Below are 19,020 nucleotides of genomic sequence, written 5' to 3' on the forward strand. Positions count from 1 at the left end.
CAGTCTCCAGCCGTCGCGACTCACCAGTTCCCCCGACGCGATCGAGTCGGAGTTGATCGCTGCGACGATCCGCCGATCGGATGCGTTCTTGACGTCCACTACCCGATCCCCTCGAGCATCACTCTTTGACCAGGTTCATGAGGTCGTCGTAGTCGGTGACCACGTTGTACTCGACGTTGTCGGCGTTCTTGGCGTTGAGGGCCTCGAAGAACTTCCGGGCACAGTCGATCTTGACCCCCTCGACCCCACGAAGCTGCAATGTCGAGAGCGAGCCCTTCGTCTCGGCAACGAAGTATATGTGCTTGACCTTGCCGTCGTGGAACGCGATCGCCCAGTCTGGGTTGTAGTCGCCGACCGGGGTCGGAATGAAGAACCCGCGCGGGAGCTTCGCGTAGACCTTGACCTCTTTGCTGACATCGAGCGACTCGACGAACGAGCGTTCGCCGCCCGAGTCGGTAACCACGTAGTCGTAGATGTGCTTCGCGAGCTTCTTGGCCTTGGCGAAGTCTTCCTTCGTCTGGTTGGCCGTGAAGATGCTCGAGTCGAAGCGGTCGTCCAGCGCGTCATAGGTCAGATGCTCGACGATCACCGTGGCCTTCTGCTCGTTCACGATCCGCGCCGTCTCAGTGATGAACTGCTCGGGGTTGAGGCGGAACTTTGCGAACGTCGCCGGTTGCACGGCGCTCAGGATCGCGGCGCAGGTGCGGCGCGTGAGCTGCGTCTTCTCAGCGATCTCGCCGAGCAAGTCGTAGGCCACTGTCGAGCCAGCGGTCACGGCCTCACTCACTATCTCCGTGCTCATTGTCTCGAAGCTTTCGCCGTCAGTGAGTTCGTCGGCCTCGATCCGTTCGAGCTGCTGGCCAGCCGTAACGACGTACTGCATCGCTGCGACCTTGAGCTCCTTGTCAAGCGACTTGACGCACTTGCCGATCAACTCGTCCGAGTCGAACTCGACCTGGTAGACCGCCTTGTGGTTGATCTGGCCCCACAGGTCCTGGAACGCACCGAAGTTGGCGTCGTTAAGCGGGATCTTCTTCGGCTTGCGACCGTCGGTGATCGGGACGTCGAGGTACAGCATGTCTACCAGAGGCCAGAGCCCATCAATCACCGGCGCCAAGAGCGGGTTCGTCGGCGATACGAAAGCCTCGGCCGCCTTAGCGTCTTGGTAGGTCTGCGTCACAGCCCCTGAGTCGTCGATGTAGTCGGCCTTAACAAGGTAGTTATAGAACGCGGTCGCAAGCTGCTCCGCGACGACGGTTTCGACGCCGTCGGCATTGGTAAAGGTCTTGCCTGTGAAGAACTTGACCGACGCCTTCTTCGGGCGGGAAGCCAGAGTCGCCGCGATCTCCTTCTGGAGGCCCTCGACAAACGACGTGTAGGACTCGTCCGTGACGACGGTGAGCTCGTTGATTTCGTGGACCGTCGACGGGTGGTCCTGACGTTCACCGGTGCGATCGACGGAGAGACGCAAGCCGCGGCCGATCTCCTGGCGCCGCGAGACGGTGTTGTCTGAGCGCTTGAGCATGCCCATTACGAACACGTTGGGGTTGTCCCAGCCCTCGCGCAGCGCGGAGTGCGAGAACAGGAACCGCACCGGCTCCTCGGGCGAGAGCAGGCGCTCCTTGTCCTTGAGGATCAGGTCGTAGGCGTCGGTGTCCTTCGACTCGCCCTTCTCGTCGCCCTTTTTGTTGATCGCACCGTCGACCTGGCGCCCGGACCGCTTGTCGATTGAGAAGTAGCCAGCGTGGATATCAGCTGCAGCGTCGCGGCGGAGGTACTCCCGGTAACCAGGCTCTAGGTCCAGTTCTGAGAGCGCCGCCTCGCGGGCGAGCGCGTACTCCTCTTCGAAGATGCGGGCGTACTGGCCCTTGGTGTCCACACGGTCGTAGTCGCGATACTTGGCGACCTCGTCGATGAAGAACAGCGACAGCACCTTGATGCCCCGCGCGAACAGTTCGCGCTCCTTGGACAAGTGCGCGCCGATGACTTCGCGGATCTGGATGCGTCGCTTCGTCTCCTCTGAGACGTCCTGTGTGATCTGGCCTGCGAGGATCAGGTCGCCATTCGACAGTTCGACTACGTCGCGGGTGGCATCGATGTCGACGACCACCAGGTCCTTGTACGCCTCGATGCCGTTCGACAGGGCGTGCAGGTTGGTGCCCTTGTCGACGCGCTTGAGCTGGCGCCTTATCCCACCTGCGGTCTGGACCTCAATCTCTACCCGAGCGCGCGGCAGTGAGCCCTTGGCGACCTCGATCGAGTCGACGTACATGTACGCCGTCGAGCCAGCGAGGCCCTTCACTGTGACCCCGCGTACCGCGATCCGCTTGACGAGCTTCTCGTTGTAGGCGTCGAGGGCGTCGAGGCGGTGCACCTTGTTGTGTTCCACCCGGTGCGTCGCGGAGTAGCGCAGGACCATCAAGGGGTTGAAGCGCGACAGCGACTCTTGCGACCTCGCCGCGCTGATGCGCTGCGGCTCGTCGATGATAAGGATCGGCCGGTTCGCAGCGATGACATCGATCGGTTTGCGAGAACCGAAATCGTCCAGGCCGACCAACTCCTCGACACCACGAGCGTTCACCTTCCGCGTGCCGTAGATGCGACGGTTGTCCGCGCCCGTCGAGTTGAACGCTTGGATGTTGATGATCATCACCTGCACGCCCGCGTCTGACGAGAACCTTTCGAGCTCGTGGAGCTGCGACGAGTTGTAGACGAACGAACGCGGCTTCGTACCGTAGGTCTGCTGGAAGTGCTCGGCGGTGATGTCGAACGACTTCTTGACCCCCTCACGGATCGCGACCGACGGGACGACGACGATGAACTTCGACCAGCCGTAGCGCCGGTTCAACTCCATGATGGTCTTGATGTAGACGTAGGTCTTTCCCGTACCCGTCTCCATTTCGACGTCGAGGTTCGGCACACCTGCGGGCGCCGCGGGCGACTTGGCGAGGGAGGTCGACAGCGGCAGGCTCCGTGCCCGCTGGACGGACTGGATCTGCTCCAGGACTTGCTGCGGAGAGATTACGATCTCACGATTTCGAAGTCCGGAGTCAGCGCGCTCAGGCTCAGCGAGCTTGCTCTGGACACCACCGAGTACGAGCTCGCCCTGTCCGCCAGAAGCGATCGGAACGTACGAGGAGCCATCGGTCGTCGCACGAGGCGCGGCACGTCGGCCAGGATCAATCGTGTACTTCTCGCCGGAGTCCTTCGGCTGGCCAGCGAAGACGTCGACAACTGCGTCGACGGCATCCGTCTGGTACTGCTGAACCTTGAACTGGAGCCGCATCACAGGGCCTTGAGTTCGGTCGACGGCGACAGTTCACGGAAGATCTGTTCGGCGTTGATCCGGTCAGCGTCCGACGCGAACGCGGAGTCGCGGAACACCGCACGCAGCGGCCCCTGCTCCGCGATAGCTCGGACCGCGGTGTCATCGACGAAAGCGTCGAAGCAGGCAATGAGAGTGCCGCCATCGACGACGTGGACGTTATGCCCAGCCAGTTGCTCGCTAGACACGTGGACATCCAGGGTCAGGCCCCAGTTCAAGAGGACTTGGAAGAGGAGGTCGTCCCCGTTGCGATCTTCTTTGGTGGACGAAGCAAGCCCGGCTAGCGCTCCCTGCTCGTACTCGTCAGGAGTCATGGTGACGTCGGTCATGTTCGTTGAGTCGACTCGGAAGACGCGGAACCCTAGGTCGATCGGATCGGAGGCGCTGAGCGTGCCCTCCCGGTCCGATCGGACATCTTGGGCCGCCCATTTGATTCTGTGCCGGGCAAGGTCGGCGATCGTCGCGAAGCCCGCCGCCCTAGCTGCGGAGTCCGCTGCTGTTTGCTCCGGCAACTGAACGGCGATGAACCGGCGCGTGCCACCATCCTCTGCGTTCTGCCGATAGACAGCGTCGGCGGTCGTTCCGGAGCCGGCGAAGAAATCTAGAATGATTGCAGACTTGTCGGACTCGGTTGCGGCTTGAATGAAAGAACGAATATAGTTGACAGGCTTGGGGTAGTCCATCACCCCTTCGCTCCCGAACACTCGCATTGAGTATTCGTATGCGTCTTCATTTGTTGCCGAAGCGGCGACACCGTTGAATACAGACGAGACTCCCTTGAAGTCGTCATCCGACGGAGCCTTGAACGCGCGCGGCTGAAGGTTCATAGTATTGATTATGACTTGACCGCCACGTGCAATCTGGTCATTCAGATACGCCTGACCCCAGACGAAAGGCCCCGTTAACCGAAGCTGGTCGGTAAACACCCCCCCCTGGATGGCTGCGCGCTCAGCGAGTTCAACCCCAGACGAACCCTCGCCGTACGTGCCAGGCTCCAGAACGCCGTCAGGAAGCTTCGTCTGGACATGATTGGCCGGGAACACGAGCGTTGTGCGTGGGTTGGTTCGCTTGACGAGCGGCTGGGACTCGGATGCGTCAGCCTTTCCGCCGAACAGGCGGACTCCCGGTGTCCTTCCGAAGACCACGGCGTACTCGTGCATCGACACCACGCCCTTACTAAGGAAGCTTCCCTTCCTCTTCTTAAGCCACGCGATTGTGCCGAGGAAGCACCGCTCGCCAAAGACTTCGTTGCACATCTTGGTCAGGTTTTCGACTTCATTGTCATCGATCGAGATGACAATGACTCCGTCGTCCCGGAGCAGGTTTCGCGCGAGTTTGAGCCGGGGGTACATCATGCTGAGCCAATCGCTGTGAAAGCGACCGTTCGACTCGGGGTTGGTGAGCAGGCGGGCGCCCGTATCATCGACCTGTCCGGATCGCTCCAGGTACTCGCTGGCAGTCTCGGCGAAGACATCGTTGTATACGAAATCGCTACCAGTGTTATATGGCGGATCAATGTAAATGAGCTTGATCTTGCCGAGGTAGCTCTCCTGGAGGAGCTTCAGGGCGTCGAGGTTGTCGCCCTCGATGAAGATGTTCCTAGTGTTGTCGAACTCGACAGAGTCGCCGTGAACAGGTCGGAGCGTCTTCGCGATCGGCGCGTTTGCCGCGAATGCGCTTGCGCGCTTGCCCGGCCAGTCCAAGCGATACCGCTCCTGCGGACCATCTACGATGTGGTCGGAGAGCTCTTGGCGGAGCGCGTCGAAGTCGATTGCACTGATTGGGTTGCCGTCGGCGTCCAGCGTCTCGGTCACGACGGACGGGAAGAGTTCTGCGACCTTGTCGATGTTGGCCTGGGTGAGGTCAGGCGAGGTCATGCGGAGCTTCTCCATCGATCCCTACTTCGTCGTGTTGAGTTCGTGCAGCTTGGCCAACAGTGCGCGCCGGAGTTCGACCCTGCGGTTGAACTGCCGTTCGGTGCGGATCTTGCGTTCGAGCGCAGCGACCTCGCGCTCGAGTCGGCGCACGTCGGTCAACCTATCGGCGACCTCTGACAGCGACTCGCCGGGACGCGCCGTGACCGGCATGAGCGGCGCGAGGAGCGCCGCGTACAGGGCTGTGAGCGTGATCGCGGTAGGCAACGGTGCGCGGCGGGAGTCGGCCGGCATCCATGCCGTCGAGTAGTAGGAGCCGACCTTCGGGGCGCCCGATCCAATGATCTTGTGCGCCGCAACCATGCGCGTCTCCTCGGTTCGGTTCACCTCAAAGATGATCGGTTGAGGGATCGCGGCGTCGATCGCTGTCAGGACGGAGTCGGTGACGTCATCGGCGCGTGCGTCGAGGACGAGGACCTGGACCTCGAGCATGTCCGGATCGGTGGGCAGACGGAGCGTCGACTCGGCGAGCTTGTACGCCCAGGTGATCCGTTCGACGTCGTCGACGAAACGCTGCTTCACAGCGGCGTTGACGGCTCCGTGGTTGTAGATCGCGTTCTTAGGTACGACACGGCCGAACGCTGCGGCGGTCGGCCACCGGTAGAGGATGCGGGGATCATGCATCGCGGTCGACCACGGCGATGAAGGCGATGAGTTCGAAGTCGTCGAGGCCGGCGATCTGCTGGGTGAGCGCGGTCGTCGGGCCGGCGGAGAAGAGAGAATCGATGTCGCGTTCATCGGTGACATCGATCATCGAGCTGATCGCGTCGGTCAGAAGGCCGGAGTACTTGCCCATCTTCGCCCCCTCCTTCGTGTCTTCGTTGAACCGCGCGACGACGCCGGCGACGGGCTCGTCGAAGGGGCGGCACCCGGCACGCAGAAGGTCGAGAAGACGCTTTGCTTCGGTGTGGTCGGCGATCACCTCGCCGTCGTCAGACAAGTAGACGAGGTAGTGCGGGTGGAGCCGGTTGCCGCGGTTCATCGCTTCGTCGGCCTCGATGTTGTGCAGGGCGAAGATGACGCCCGGAACTAGCCCCTTGCCGGGGTCGGCAGGGACGACGGCGTGCAGGCCCTTGGGCAGTGCCGTCGTGTCGCCGGTGTCGTTCATGTAGCCGAGCAGGTCCATGCGGAAGTCGTTCAAGCCGAGATCAGTGATAGACACACCGGTGCGCACATCCTCAAGTTCGATGACCTCGTCCTGGAGTCGCCGGAGTTGCTCCTTGCGGAACTGGGCGTCGCTGGACTCGTGGGTCAGGACATTGTCGTCGGCAGTGCCGGCGACGTCGGCGATGACCATGCGGTTCTCGACGCGTTCCTTGAGGTTGATGTAGGCGTCGAGGGTGATGTCCGGCCAGAAGTTGACGAGCTGGATCTCGGTGTTGACCGAGCCGATGCGGTCGATGCGGCCGAACCGCTGAATGATCCGGACGGGATTCCAGTGAATGTCGTAGTTAATGAGATAGTCGCAGTCCTGGAGGTTCTGGCCCTCGGAGATGACGTCGGTTCCGACGAGGAGATCCACCTTACTGTCTTGTTTCTCGGCCTCTGGCATCGTCAGGTGGCGTTGCTTGGATCGCGGCGAGAAGAGCGTCATGACCTCCTGGACGTCGTAGCCGCGGCTCCTCGACCTCGCTGGGAGCGTCGTCTTCGCGCCGGCCGCGCCACCCGTGACGAGGGCGGCTTCCATGCCGAGCCCGGCAACTGCAGGGGCAAGGTGCTCGTAGAGGTAGCGGGCGGTGTCGGCGAAGGCCGAGAAGATGAGGACCTTCTTGTTCCCCGGGTTGATCGGGCGGGCCGCCTTGTCGCGGACGATCTGGAGCAGGCGCTGGAGCTTAAGGTCATACTCGGGCCGGATGGCGTTCATCAGGCGCAGCAGCTCGCGGAGCTCGGCGCGGTCCTGACGCAGGTCGCGACTATACGTCTCGATGTCGATATCACGAATGTCGATGGTGATCTTCGCGCCGATGGTCAGCGCCTCGACGTTGGCGTCGTCCTCGTCGTCGGCGTCGAGGTCCATGCAAGCGACGTCGTTCGCGACGTCGTGCGTGATGGAACCCGCCGCGAGGGTGTCCAGCATGCCGATGATGGACTGCTCGATACGGGCGAGGGTGAGGCGGAACGCCTCAACCGAGCTCTCCAGACGCTTGAGGAGGTTCACCGTCATGAGGACCTTGAGGCCCTGCTCGCGGCCGGCCTGGCCAAGGTTCTCCCTGGCGGTCCCGCCCGCAACGTTGTACTTGTCCTCGTACTTGGGCAGCCGTGATGGGAACACGTACGCGAGCGGGGTATAGACCGCGAGATTCAGACGCTGGAGGGCTTCGAGGATCTCGCCGAAGGTCGGGGCGCCGTCGATGTCGGTGATCGGGGTGCGGTATGACAGGGGCTTGCGGCGCTGCGGGAAGGCGCCGATGGCCTTGGTGTCGTAGAACGTCTGAATATGTCGGCGCGACCGTGCGATCGTCACCGCATCCAAGAGCTCGAAGAAGTCGAAGCTGAGCATCTGAAGGATGCGGTCCGTAGTGCGGTCGATCGGCTCGAGCTTCGACCACTCGTTGAAGACGCGCTGGGCATCTCGGAAGACGGCGTCAATCGTCGCCGTCAAGCCGAGGTGCTTCTCGAGGTTCTTGGACTCGCCCTCGTAGGCGAGCTGGAGCTGGTTCTTTAGGTCGTTGAACCGGTTGTTGACTGGCGTCGCGCTCAGCATCAAGACCTTAGTCTTCACGCCCTCGCGGACGACCTGCCGCATCAGCCGCTGGTAGCGCGACTCCTTCTCCTCGGCATAGTCCGCGTTGCGGAAGTTGTGCGACTCGTCGATCACCACCAGGTCGTAGTTGCCCCAGTTGATGCGGTCCAGTCGGAGGCCGAGGCTCTCACCGCCCGTGCGCGAGAGGTCGGTGTGGGCGAGGACGTCGTAGTTGAAGCGGTCCTTCGCGAAGATGTTGGTCGTCAGGTTCGCGTTGTTGGTCCAGTTTTCTGCGAGCTTCTTCGGGCACAGGACCAGGACGGACTTGTTGCGTAGCTCGTAGTACTTGATGACCGCCAGGGCCGTGAACGTCTTTCCCAGGCCGACGCTGTCAGCGAGGATGCAACCGTTGTAGTGCTCGAGCTTGTTGATGATGCCCGTCGCTGCGTCCTTCTGGAAGTCGTACAGCGCGTTCCAGACCGCCGTCTCCTGGTAGCCCGTGCGGTCGTTCGGCAGGACGTCCTCGGTGATTTCATCGAGGAATTCGCTGAAGATGTTGTAGAGGATCAGGAAGTAGATCCGGGCAGGCGCGTTCTCGGCGTACACACCCGCAATCTGGTCATGGACGGCATCGGTGACGTCGCGGAGTTGGTCAGGACTGTTCCACACCTGATCGAAGAGGGCGAGGTAGGTGCTTGTCATCGCGGGCTCGTCGAACCGGTTGACGAGGTTGGAGACCGCATTGCCCCGCTCCAGGCCCAAGTCCGCCGTCGTAAAACCTTGGAGCGGCATGTAGGTGACGTCGTCGTCGACCATCGCGAACTGCTGCATCGGGTTCCCCGTGGCGTTCGCCTTGAAGGTCACCTTCCGGCGTACCCATGCGGCGCACTCTCGAGCAATCGCGCGCTGGGTCATGCGGTTGCGCAAGCGGATCTCGAACTGGGAGCCGTACAGGCTGCCCTCTGCACCTCCGCCCGTGTGCGACGGCGGAATGAAGAACTGGCGGCGCTCCTTGGGTGACGACGCGCCCATAGCCGACGGCGGCGGGAAGGCTGGCTGCGTGAACACGAACTGGAGCTCCTCAAGCTGCTCCAACTCCTTGCGCAAGGCCTCGAAGGCGAAGATCGAGAAGGTCGAGGCGGCGATCCGCAGCTTCGAGCCCGGCGACAGCTCCCCGCGCAGGTCATCGCCGAGAAGGTCGTTGACGTTGTCGATCAGACGCACGGGTCCATCGTGGCCGATGGCTGGGCATTCGACACACCCGTCTGGCGTGCAGGCGTGGGACGTGGTGTGCGGAAGGCGCGGAAATCCGGACCGGCAGGACTAGTGCGTTTGCTTGATTTCACCCCTTCGCGCCGCTCGGCGAACCGTCCGACCTGGTGATGAGGACGACGTCGGCGAGGGCAATCCAGCCGCTTGGCGCGTTTCGGCGAACCTCCGCCCGTATGGGCGGGCGTAGTGCTCGGCTCGACGCCGTCGCTTGCACCTTCTTGGTAGGTCCCCCCAACCACTTGCGCAAGCGGTCCCCATCGCGATGGCCGCATTTGCGACCGCCTCACGGGTTCAACGAGTTGGTCCGACCCCTGACCAGACATGGGATGTGGCTAATCCGGCAGCTGCGGCCCTCGGTGCCACTGATCCTGCCCGCCCCACCGCAAGGAGCCCGGCCGCAGTTCTTCAACGTGGGGGAAGAAGCAACCCGCACGGCTCATGACCGCTTCCCGAGGCTGGGCAACCCCGAAGGCACCGCTCGGACAGACGGTGAACTTTCGGGACGGGCCTCGGGGGGTGCGCCTCGCCGCCGCACCCGAACCGCGTCGACAACCAGCGGCTTTCCTGACGAGCTGCACGGCTCGGTTGGGCGATCGCGGCGAGCATGGATTTGTAGAACTCCATCACGGACTCGTACGACCTGACGACATTCAGGACATGCCCTCGTGCGCTTCGTTACCACAAGGTCAGCCCTCCCCTTGGGTTCGCCGAATCTAGGTCGGGCGCCTCCCCGACGGAGCACGCTGGCGATGCGCCGACTCTAGTAAGAGGAAGGCCGCGCTAGCCGATTCTCAGCTTCATCCCGCGCGTCGGTACGCGCCGCCGTCACACAGCCCGGGGCGGTCGCCACACTCCTGATCGCTCGGGGCCGGCGAGCCGACGTCGGGGCCGCGGGAGGCAGCGCTCGATGCGGTTAGCCGAGTCGTGTGGCTATTGCCGATCTGTGTAGGAGCGGAACGAGCGCCCGCCGCCGCCCCCTGGCCTTCGCACGGCCAAGAGGGTTCAGCAGTAGCTTGCAATTCTTGATCGACTCGTGGCCGCGAGTGGTCTTCGGGTGATCTCTTAGTGGGTGCTGACGCCGCGGCCAGGCACTTGATGAGTTCGGTGGCCTTGGCTCCAGCAGTCACCTACACGCATGTCTGGAAGGCTTTAGCTGTACCCGTGCAGGGGCGCATCCGCCGCCGTGGACGACACCGTACGTACAGATGGGGTCACACGACCCCGCTGACCCCTAGCAGCGACCCGAGCCCGAACGTCACCGCCAGCGCCAGCGCCCCGCCGATCACCACGCGCATCACGGACCGGCGGGGTGCTGACCCGCCGATCCAGGCGGCCGTCCAACCAGCCACGGCGAGCGCGGCCAGCACGGCCACGAACGTCACCGGCACCTTCCACGGCACCGGCACGGCCAGCACGGCGATCAGCGGCAGCACGCCGCCCACGAGGAACGCGATCGCCGAGGCGAACGCGGCGTGCCAGGGGCTGACCACGTCGGCCTCGTCGAGCTCGAGGTCGCCGCGGTCGATGTGCGCCTTCTCGGCGTCGCGCTGGCTGGAGACCGACACGTACTCCCCCAGCGCCATCGAGATCGCGCCGCCGACCAGCGCCGCGAGGCCCGCAGTGAGCAGCGCGGCGTGTGCCGTCGTCGCGCCCGCAACGCCGACTACCACGGCGGCGACGGAGACGATGCCGTCGTTGGCACCGAGCACACCCGCGCGCAGCCAGTTGAGCCGCTGCGCCAGGCTCTCCGGCCGGCCCTCGGCCGGGGCCCCCGCAGCGCCCAGAGCACCATCGAGGACGGCCTGCTCCGTACCGGTCTCAAGAAGCTCACCGTTGCTCATGGCACCAGTGAATGCCGCTTTCTGACGCACCGCCAGCAAGCCTAGGCAAACCTGCGTCGGCGCAGGTCAACCTCACTTTCTCGGCTGACCTGCGCCGATACAAGACTCCCCGCAGAGCAGCCCGCGACAGCACGTCAGGCGCGACCGGCTCAGCCCTGCGAACCGTCCGCCTCCCGGGACAGAGACGACCGCCCATCGGCGTACCCGCGGGCGTACGCCTCGGCGCTGCCCTCGCGGAACAGGTCGTCGGCGCTGGGCCGCACCAGCACCCGCGCGCCGGGACCGTCGCCGTCGGGCCCCTCCCCCGCGAGCACGAACCGCTCCAGCCCGCGCACCACCGCGACCGGCCGGCCGGCGGCCTTGGCGCGCACCAGCTCGGAGGCCGAGGCGATCTCGTCGACCACGGCGGTCACGGTGACGTTTAGGGGCCGGCCGTGGGCGTCGACGCCGCCGCGCAGGTCGTCGACCACCTGCACGCCGGCGGCGCCGATCGCGATGTCCACCAGCCCGTCGCGCCAGGCGCGCCCGGCGGTGTCGGTGACTACGACGCCGAGCCGGTCCAGCCCGAACCGGCGCCGCAGCACCGCGCGGACCGCGCGGGCGGAGGCGTCCGGGTCCTCGGGCAGCAGCAGCACCGTGCCCTCGGGCGTGTTGGACGCGTCTACCCCGGCGGCGGCCATCACCAGCCCGAGCTTGTTCTCCACGATCCGCAGCGGCGGCAGCCCCGGCCGCTCGCGCTGGGCGACCACGCGCACGGTCTCGTCGGTGATCGCCTGCTCGCGGTCGGCGGCGGCCACGACGCGGCCCTCGGCCTTGGAGACCACCTTGGAGGTCACCACGACGACGTCGCCGTCGGCCAGGCCGGCCGGGGCGACGGCGTCGCCGACCAGGGCGGGCAGGTCGTCGCCCGGCCGCACCTCGAGGAACGCCGCCGGGGCCCACACCGACAGCCACGTGCCCGCGGCGGCCCCACCGCCGCCCAGCGAACCGCCGTCGGCCAGCGAACCGCCGTCAACTAGCGAACCGCCCTCAGACACGAACGGCCCGCTCACCGCGCGAGCTTCGGCAGCACCTCGCGGCCGAAGACCTCGATCCACTCCTTCTGGTTCCGCCCCACGTTGTGCAGGTAGATGCGGTCGAAGCCGAGGTCCACGTACTTCTGGATGGCCTCGCGGTGCTTGTCAGGGTCGGACGAGATGACCATGCGGCCCTCGAAGTCCTCCGGGCGCACCAGCTTGGCCATCTGCGCGAAGTCGTGCGGCGAGCGGATGTCGGCCTTGGGGAACTTCATGCCGCCGTTGGGCCACTCGGTCATCGCGTTCTCGAGCGCCTGCTCGTCGGTCTCGGCCCACGACATGTGCACCTGCAGCACCTTGGGCATGCCCTCGGGGTCGCGGCCGGACTCGCGCACGCCCTCGTCGAACTTGCCGAAGAGCATCTCGATCTTCTCCAGCGGCGCGCCCACGGTGATGAGGCCGTCGGCGTGCTTGCCGGCGCGCTTGGCGGTGACCGGGCCGGCGGTGGCCACGAGGATCTCCGGCGCCTGCTCCGGCATCGTCCACAGGCGGGTGGACTCCAGCTTGAAGAACTGCCCGGAGTGCTTGACGTCCTTGCCGTCGATCCCGGACTGGAAGAGCTTCTTGATGACGTCGATGGCCTCGAACATCCGGTTGATGCGCTCGGGCGCCTCGGGCCAGTAGCCGGCGGTGACGTGCTCGTTGAGCGCCTCGCCCGACCCCAGGCCCAGCCAGTGCCGGCCCGGGTACATCGCGGCCAGCGTGGCCGAGGCCTGCGCCACCGTGGCGGGGTGGAAGCGGAAGGACGGGCAGGTGACGCCCGGGCCCAGGTCGCCGCGGGTGCGCTCGCCGAGCGCGGTCAGCACGTTCCAGACGAACGCGGCCTGGCCCTGCTGCGGCACCCAGGGCTGGAAGTGGTCGGCCGCCATGACGCCGGAGAAGCCGTTCTCCTCGGCGTAGGCCGAGTACTCGACCACGTCGGTGGGGTGGAACTGCTCGAGCATCGCGGCATAGCCGATGGTCAGGTCAGATGCAGCCATGCTCAGGAGCCTAGACCCGCACGCCCCCTCGCGACCGCGTCGAGCACCGCCGTCGCCGCCGCGGCGGAGCCGTGCGCCGAGGCGCCCGCGAGGCCCGCTGTCGACAGCGGCTGCGGGCCGTGCCAGGCCACGTGCAGCACGCACGCGTCGTCGCGCTGGTCGGCCCGGGCGTCCACGAGCCGCGCCAGCAGCGCGCCGCCGTCGCCGGGCGCCCGCTCGGCGGCCACCCGCGCGAGCTGGTCCATCCCCTCGGGCAGCGGCCGGTCGCGCCGCTCGATCACGCCGTCGGTGTACAGCAGCACCGTGTCGCCGGGCAGCAGCCGCACCACGCCCTCGGCGCGCGGGCCGCGCAGCGTCGGCACGCCCAGCGGCGCCGACCGCCCGTCCCACAGGTACCCGACCCGCCCGTCGCGCCGCACGAGCAGCGGCGGCAGGTGCCCCGCGCAGGCGTAGGTCAGCGCCCCGGTGGAGGTGTCCAGCTCGGCGTACACGAGCGTCGCCGCGAAGCCCACGCCGCGGCGCCGCACGAACTGGTCGACGAGCCCCAGCGTCGCCCCGGGGCCGAGTCCCGGGGCCGCGAGCGCCTGGGTCGCCGTGCGCAGCTGGCCCATGGCGGTGGCGGCCCGCAGCCCGTGCCCGACGACGTCGCCGACCGCCAGGGCCACGGTCAGGTCGTCGAGCCCGAACGCGTCGTACCAGTCGCCGCCCACCTCCAGCCCGCTGCCGGCGGGCCGGTACTCGGCGTCGACCGCCAGACCGGCGCCGCGCGGCAGGTCCTCGGTGAGCATGGCGTGCTGCAGCTCGTGCGCCACGGACACGCTCCGCTCGTGCAGCAGCGCGCGCTCCAGGGCCACCGCGCCCTGCTGCGCGATGGTGGCCAGGGCGTCCGCGTCCACCGGCGGGTCGCCGGGGCGCCCGTGCGGCGTCACGACCAGCGTGCCGAAGTCGTGGAGGCTGCCGGTGACCGGCACGACGACGCGGCGGCCGGCGCCGGCCACGCCGTCGTCATCGCCGTCGTCGCCGTCGTCGTGGCCGTCGTCGCGCAGCTCGGCCGCCGCCACGGCCGGGTGCCGCTCGACGGCGCGCACCAGCGCGTCGGCGGCCTCCCGCACCCCCGTGGCACGCGACAGCTCCGCCGTCGCCTCCTGCACCCACTGCAGCCGGGCCGCGGCGTGCTCCGCCGTCTCGCGCGCGGCGACGAGCTCCCGCTCGAACCGGGCGCGCTTGCCCGCGGCGAACAGAGCGACGTCGATCACCGGCTCCTGCGCCTCGGCCTGCACCATCGCCGACAGCAGCACGGGCAGCGGCTCCCCCGGCGTGCGCAGCTCGACCGCGACGTCGTCCACCCGCCCCTGCAGCGCCAGCAGGGGCGCCATGTGCGTCTCCCAGTACAGCCGCCCGCCCGCGGTGAGCAGGTCGCTCAGCCGCCGGCCGCTCACGTCGGGCCGCACGCGGGCAGCGGCGGCGTCGGCGTGCGGGGTGGCGGCGGCGTCCACGGGCGCCGCCGGGTCCTGGGTGGCCGCCCCGGGGCGCAGGGACCCCGCGCTCGCCGCGCGCTCCCCGCTGGCCCACGCCCGGAAGGTGCCGTTGGCCTCGAGGATGCGCCCGTCCACGTCGAGGCGCAGCAGCGCCACCGGGCTGTGGGCCCAGGACCGCGCGCGGCCGGCGGGGGTCATGCGGGGACGTGCTCCGGCACGGGCTCGCGCAGGTAGTCGTGCACGGCGGCGACGACGGCGTCGGGGGCGCTCAGGTGCGGGCAGTGGCCGACGGCGTCGAGGAGCGTGAAGCGCGAGACCGGCAGGTGCTCGTGCACGTACCGGCCCACCTCGGGCGGCGCGACGACGTCGTCGCGGCACTGCACCACGAGGCACGGCGTGGGCACGGCCTTGAGGTCCGCGCGGTTGTCGGCCAGGAAGGTGGCGCGGGCGAAGCGCAGCGCGATGTCGGGGTCCATGCGGCAGAACTGCTCGGTGAGCTCCTCGCCGAGCTCGGGGCGGTCGCGGTTGCCCATGATCACCGGCGCCATGAGGGCCGACCAGCCGAGGTAGTTGATCTCCATGGTGCGCAGCAGCTCGTCGATCTCCATGGCGGTGAAGCCGCCGCGGTACCCGTCCTCGTCGATGTACCGCGGGTTGGGGCCCAGCAGCACCAGCCGGGAGAACAGGTCGGGCCGGCGCGCGGCGGCGAGCATGGCGATCGTGGCGCTCACCGAGTGCCCGACGAACACCACGGGGCCGAGCGCGAGCTCGTCAAGCAGGTCGACGACGTCGCTCGCGTAGCCGTCCAGGGTGGCGTGCCGTTGCGGGTCGTACGCCGCGGGGTCGGCGCCGCCCGCGCCGGCGTGGTCGAAGCAGACGACGCGGTGGTCGGCCCCGAGCTGGGGCGCGACGAGGCGCCACATGGTCTGGTCGCATCCGAAGCCGTGGGCGAGCACCACCGGCCGGCCGTCAGGAGCGCCGGACAGCGTGACGTTGTGGCGCTCGCGCAGGGTCACGCTTTCACCGTAGCCCGGCGGCACCGACGCGTCGCGGGCGTGTGCCCGGAGCAGCGGTCAGCCGCGCAGGTCCGCGGTGAACGCCGCGACGATCTCCTGCCGCTCCGCCTGGCCCAGGTAGCCCAGGGTGAACAGGAGCGGGTGCTGGATCGCCTCGTACCGCAGCTCGACGTCCAGGGCGCCCGGCAGCCCGGCCGGGTCGTCGACGTCGTGGTCGGGCACCTGGAGCGCCACCGACCGCAGCGCCGACCGCGGCACGGCCACGGCCTCGATCTCGCCGTCGCGCACCGGGGCCGCGCCGGCCCCGTGCATCCCCGCCACCCGCACGTGCACCACCAGGGCGCTGCCGACGACGAGCAGCTCGCCGCTGACCGTCTTCGCGCCCTGGTCGTGCTGGACGTTCGCGAGGATGCGCTCGGGCGCCTCGCCGCCCAGCGCCGCGTCGATCACCACGGTGGTCTGCTCGATCGGCCGGTACTCGCCCCGCGTCGCGATCTCCACCGCCGTCGCGAGCACCCGGAGCCGCTCCGTCGTCTCGTCCACCTGGCCTCCCCGTCGAACTCGCCGTCGTACCGCTGAGACCCGAACGCTGCCACGAACGCCGGGGCGTCGCCTGCCGTGCGTCGGACGTCACGCCCGTCCTGCTGGGCCCCGGCCTGGCCGGTGGTGCACAGTGCTCGGGTGGAACGCGTGCACGGTGAGCGCAAGGTCCCCGGCGGCAAGCTCGTCGTCGTGGACGCCGGCCTGGAGACCGACTTCGAGATCGACGGCGAGGTGCGCGGCGGCCCGGCGCGGCTGCGCGACGTCGTGCTGTCCGGCGACTTCTTCCTCGAGCCCGACGACGCCCTGCCCCGCCTGACCGCCGTCCTGGAGGACGCCGCCGTCGACGTCCCCTTCGACGCCCTCACCCAGGAGCTCGAGAAGGCCGCCGACGGCGCCGCGCTCATCGGGTTCGCGCCGCGCGACGTCACGCTCGCCGTCATGCGCGCCGTCGGGCGGGCCTCCACCTGGGAGGACCACGCCTTCGAGCTGCTCGACGCCGGCTACCAGGGCCCGCGGATGCAGATGGCGCTCGACGAGGTGCTCGCCCGCCAGGTGGCCGAGGGCCGCCGCCGCCCGACGCTGCGGTTCTGGGACTGGGCGGCCGGGTCGGTGATCATCGGGTCGTTCCAGTCGCTGCGCAACGAGGTGGACCGCGACGCCGCCGACCGGCACGGCCTGGAGGTGGTGCGGCGCATCACCGGCGGCGGCGCGATGTTCGTCGAGCCGGGCAACGCCATCACCTACTCGCTGTACGTGCCCGACACGCTGGTGGCCGGGCAGAGCTTCGCCGCGTCCTACGAGTTCCTCGACCAGTGGGTGCTGCGGGCGCTGCGCACGCTCGGCATCGACGCCACGTACGCCCCGCTCAACGACATCGCCTCGCCGCAGGGCAAGATCGGCGGCGCCGCGCAGAAGCGGCTCGCCGCCGGCGCCGTGCTGCACCACGTGACCATGAGCTACGACATCGACGCGCAGAAGATGCTCGAGGTGCTGCGCATCGGCCGCGAGAAGATGTCGGACAAGGGCACCAAGAGCGCGGCCAAGCGCGTGGACCCGCTGCGCTCGCAGACCGGCATGGCCCGCGAGGAGATCATCGACGCGCTCGTGGCCGAGTTCGAGCGGTCGTACGGCCTGGCGCGCGTGACGCTCGACGACGCCACCCGCGCCGAGGCGCAGGAGCTGGCCGACACCAAGTACGCCGACCCGGAGTGGACCGCGCGGGTGCCGTGACGGTGGCGCGGGTGCCGGTACGCGCCGAGACCTGAGTTGTGGCCGCCTCCGCATGCGTCGAGGCGGCCACAACTCAGGTCTCGGCGAGGTCAGGCCTCGGCGAGGTCAGTCTCGGTGAGGTCAGGTCTCGGCGACGGTGGCCGGCGAGGGGCCTGCCCGGCGGACAGCACGGCGTCGGGCAGGTCCAGGTGGCGGCGCAGCTCCCGCCGGCCCAGGTCGGTCACCGCGACGGCGCGGGTGGTGCCGACGGGGGTGACCCAGCCGGCGTCGAGCGCGTGGCTGCACAGAGCCGCACCCACCGCCCCCGCCAGGTGCGGGCGCCGCTCGGTCCAGTCCAGGCACGGCCGGGCGGCGACCCGGCGCGACCCGGTCGGCACGGCGATGCCGACGTCGTCGAGCCACGCCGCCCCGGCGGCCGTGAGCACGAGCCCGCCCGCCGCGTCGAGCAGCCCCCGGGCGACCATGGCGTCGGTGACGGCGACGCCGAGCGTCCCGGCGAGGTGGTCGTAGCAGGTGCGGGCGTGCGCCAGGGCCCGCTGGCGCCCGGAGGCGGACATCGTGCGGGCCGCCGGCGCCGGGCCGGCCATCGCCGCGAGGCTCTCGATCACGTCGGCCACGTCCGGGCCGGCCAGGCGGACGTAGCGGTGGCGGCCCTGCCGCTCCTCGGCCAGCAACCCTCCGCGCACCAGGAGGTGCAGGTGCTCGCTCGCGGTCGACGGCGCCACCCCCGCGTGGCGGGCCAGCTCCGTCGCGGTCCACGCCCGGCGGTCGAGCAGCGCCAGGCAGAAGGCCGCCCGGGTCCCGTCGGCGAGGAGCCGCGCCACGGACGCGAGGTCGGGCGCCACGTCCGCGTGCGCTGTGCTCATGGGGTCCATTCTCGGCGAGCGACGGTTCGGCCGGCGCCGAAGCGTCCGCGCCCTACGGTGCCGGTCATGACTGCAGCAGCCTCACTCAGCAGCGCGCCCGCGGACATCGCGGGCCAGGTGACCGGCCACGTCACCGACCAGGTCACCGGCCACGTCACCGACCAGGTCACCGGCCACGTCACGGACCACGTCGAGATCGCGCCGAGCATCCTGTACTTCGGCACCCCGGTCGTGCTCCTGTCGACGCAGAACGCCGACGGCTCGGCCAACCTGGCGCCGATCTCGTCCGCGTGGGCGCTGGGCCGGACCGTGGTCATCGGGCTGGGCCGGGACGGGCAGACCGCCGAGAACCTCGCGAGCCGGCCGGAGCTGGTGATCAACCTGCCCGGCCCCGGCCTGTGGCCGGCGGTCGAGCGGCTGGCCCCGCTGACCGGCCGGTTCCCCGTGCCCGAGCGCAAGGCTGCGGGCTGGCGCCACGAGCCGGACAAGTTCGCCGCGGCGGGCCTGACCGCGGTGCCGTCGCGCACCGTCCGCCCGCCCCGCGTGGCCGAGTGCCCGCTGCAGCTTGAGGCGGTGGCCGCGCGCGTGCAGCCGGACGTCACCGGGGAGTTCGTCGTCGTCGAGGCGGCCGTGCGCCGGGTGCACGCCGACCCCCGCATCGTGGTCCCGGGCACCGACCACGTCGACCCGGCCGCGTGGAGCCCGCTGGTCTACTCCTTCCGCCACTACTTCGGGCTCGGCCCGGAACTCGGGCACTCGCACCGCAGCCAGACACC

Annotated in this window: 13 protein-coding genes; 2 read left to right on the top strand and 11 right to left on the bottom strand. The window is 68.4% G+C overall.

Annotated features, from left to right (window positions below):
* Positions 1-118: 118 nt before the first annotated feature.
* The 10 genes from U5M74_RS14680 to U5M74_RS14725 form a co-directional block, all read right to left on the bottom strand.
* Positions 119-3,286, bottom strand: a complete 3,168-nt coding sequence (locus U5M74_RS14680) for a type III restriction-modification system endonuclease (RefSeq protein WP_410909668.1) — start codon at positions 3,284-3,286, stop codon at positions 119-121.
* Complete coding sequence (locus U5M74_RS14685) at positions 3,286-5,217, bottom strand: site-specific DNA-methyltransferase (RefSeq protein ID WP_410909669.1); 1,932 nt, start codon at positions 5,215-5,217, stop codon at positions 3,286-3,288. Before U5M74_RS14685 ends, U5M74_RS14680 begins: the two co-directional genes overlap by 1 nt.
* A 6-nt stretch (positions 5,218-5,223) precedes the next feature.
* Positions 5,224-5,883: a DUF4391 domain-containing protein gene (locus U5M74_RS14690; RefSeq protein WP_410909670.1), complete on the bottom strand. Its 660-nt coding sequence runs from the start codon at positions 5,881-5,883 to the stop codon at positions 5,224-5,226.
* Positions 5,876-9,166: a helicase-related protein gene (locus tag U5M74_RS14695; protein WP_410909671.1), complete on the bottom strand. Its 3,291-nt coding sequence runs from the start codon at positions 9,164-9,166 to the stop codon at positions 5,876-5,878. The genes U5M74_RS14690 and U5M74_RS14695 overlap by 8 nt, the downstream gene beginning before the upstream one ends.
* A gap of 1,259 nt (positions 9,167-10,425) precedes the next feature.
* Positions 10,426-11,055, bottom strand: a complete 630-nt coding sequence (locus U5M74_RS14700; RefSeq protein ID WP_410909672.1) for a VIT1/CCC1 transporter family protein — start codon at positions 11,053-11,055, stop codon at positions 10,426-10,428.
* 149 nt (positions 11,056-11,204) lie between these two features.
* The gene (gene cofE, locus U5M74_RS14705; RefSeq protein WP_410909681.1) at positions 11,205-12,005 is read right to left on the bottom strand and encodes a coenzyme F420-0:L-glutamate ligase; all 801 of its coding nucleotides are present in this window, start codon (positions 12,003-12,005) and stop codon (positions 11,205-11,207) included.
* Between the two features lie 98 nt (positions 12,006-12,103).
* Complete coding sequence (locus U5M74_RS14710) at positions 12,104-13,111, bottom strand: TIGR03557 family F420-dependent LLM class oxidoreductase (RefSeq protein ID WP_410909673.1); 1,008 nt, start codon at positions 13,109-13,111, stop codon at positions 12,104-12,106.
* A 2-nt stretch (positions 13,112-13,113) separates the two neighbouring features.
* Entirely contained in the window at positions 13,114-14,787 is a 1,674-nt protein-coding gene (locus U5M74_RS14715; RefSeq protein ID WP_410909674.1) for a PP2C family protein-serine/threonine phosphatase, read from the bottom strand.
* Complete coding sequence (locus tag U5M74_RS14720) at positions 14,784-15,605, bottom strand: alpha/beta fold hydrolase (protein ID WP_410909675.1); 822 nt, start codon at positions 15,603-15,605, stop codon at positions 14,784-14,786. The genes U5M74_RS14715 and U5M74_RS14720 overlap by 4 nt, the downstream gene beginning before the upstream one ends.
* A gap of 57 nt (positions 15,606-15,662) precedes the next feature.
* A complete protein-coding gene (locus U5M74_RS14725) occupies positions 15,663-16,148 on the bottom strand; it encodes a hypothetical protein (protein ID WP_410909676.1) in 486 nt (161 codons plus the stop codon).
* A gap of 138 nt (positions 16,149-16,286) precedes the next feature.
* Here U5M74_RS14725 and U5M74_RS14730 point away from each other — a divergent pair, with 138 nt between their 5' ends.
* The gene (locus U5M74_RS14730) at positions 16,287-17,378 is read left to right on the top strand and encodes a biotin/lipoate A/B protein ligase family protein (protein WP_410909677.1); all 1,092 of its coding nucleotides are present in this window, start codon (positions 16,287-16,289) and stop codon (positions 17,376-17,378) included.
* Positions 17,379-17,467: 89 nt separating this feature from the next.
* On the opposite strand, the gene U5M74_RS14735 is transcribed toward U5M74_RS14730, so the two are convergent.
* Positions 17,468-18,244, bottom strand: a complete 777-nt coding sequence (locus U5M74_RS14735) for an ArsR/SmtB family transcription factor (RefSeq protein WP_410909678.1) — start codon at positions 18,242-18,244, stop codon at positions 17,468-17,470.
* Positions 18,245-18,310: 66 nt separating this feature from the next.
* Here U5M74_RS14735 and U5M74_RS14740 point away from each other — a divergent pair.
* On the top strand, positions 18,311-19,020 hold a 710-nt coding region (locus tag U5M74_RS14740; RefSeq protein ID WP_410909679.1), incomplete at its 3' end, for a flavin reductase family protein.

Origin of the sequence: Puerhibacterium sp. TATVAM-FAB25 (assembly GCF_046535855.1) — a bacterium.
In the GTDB taxonomy this organism is placed as follows: Bacteria; Actinomycetota; Actinomycetes; order Actinomycetales; family Cellulomonadaceae; genus Puerhibacterium; species Puerhibacterium variabilis_A.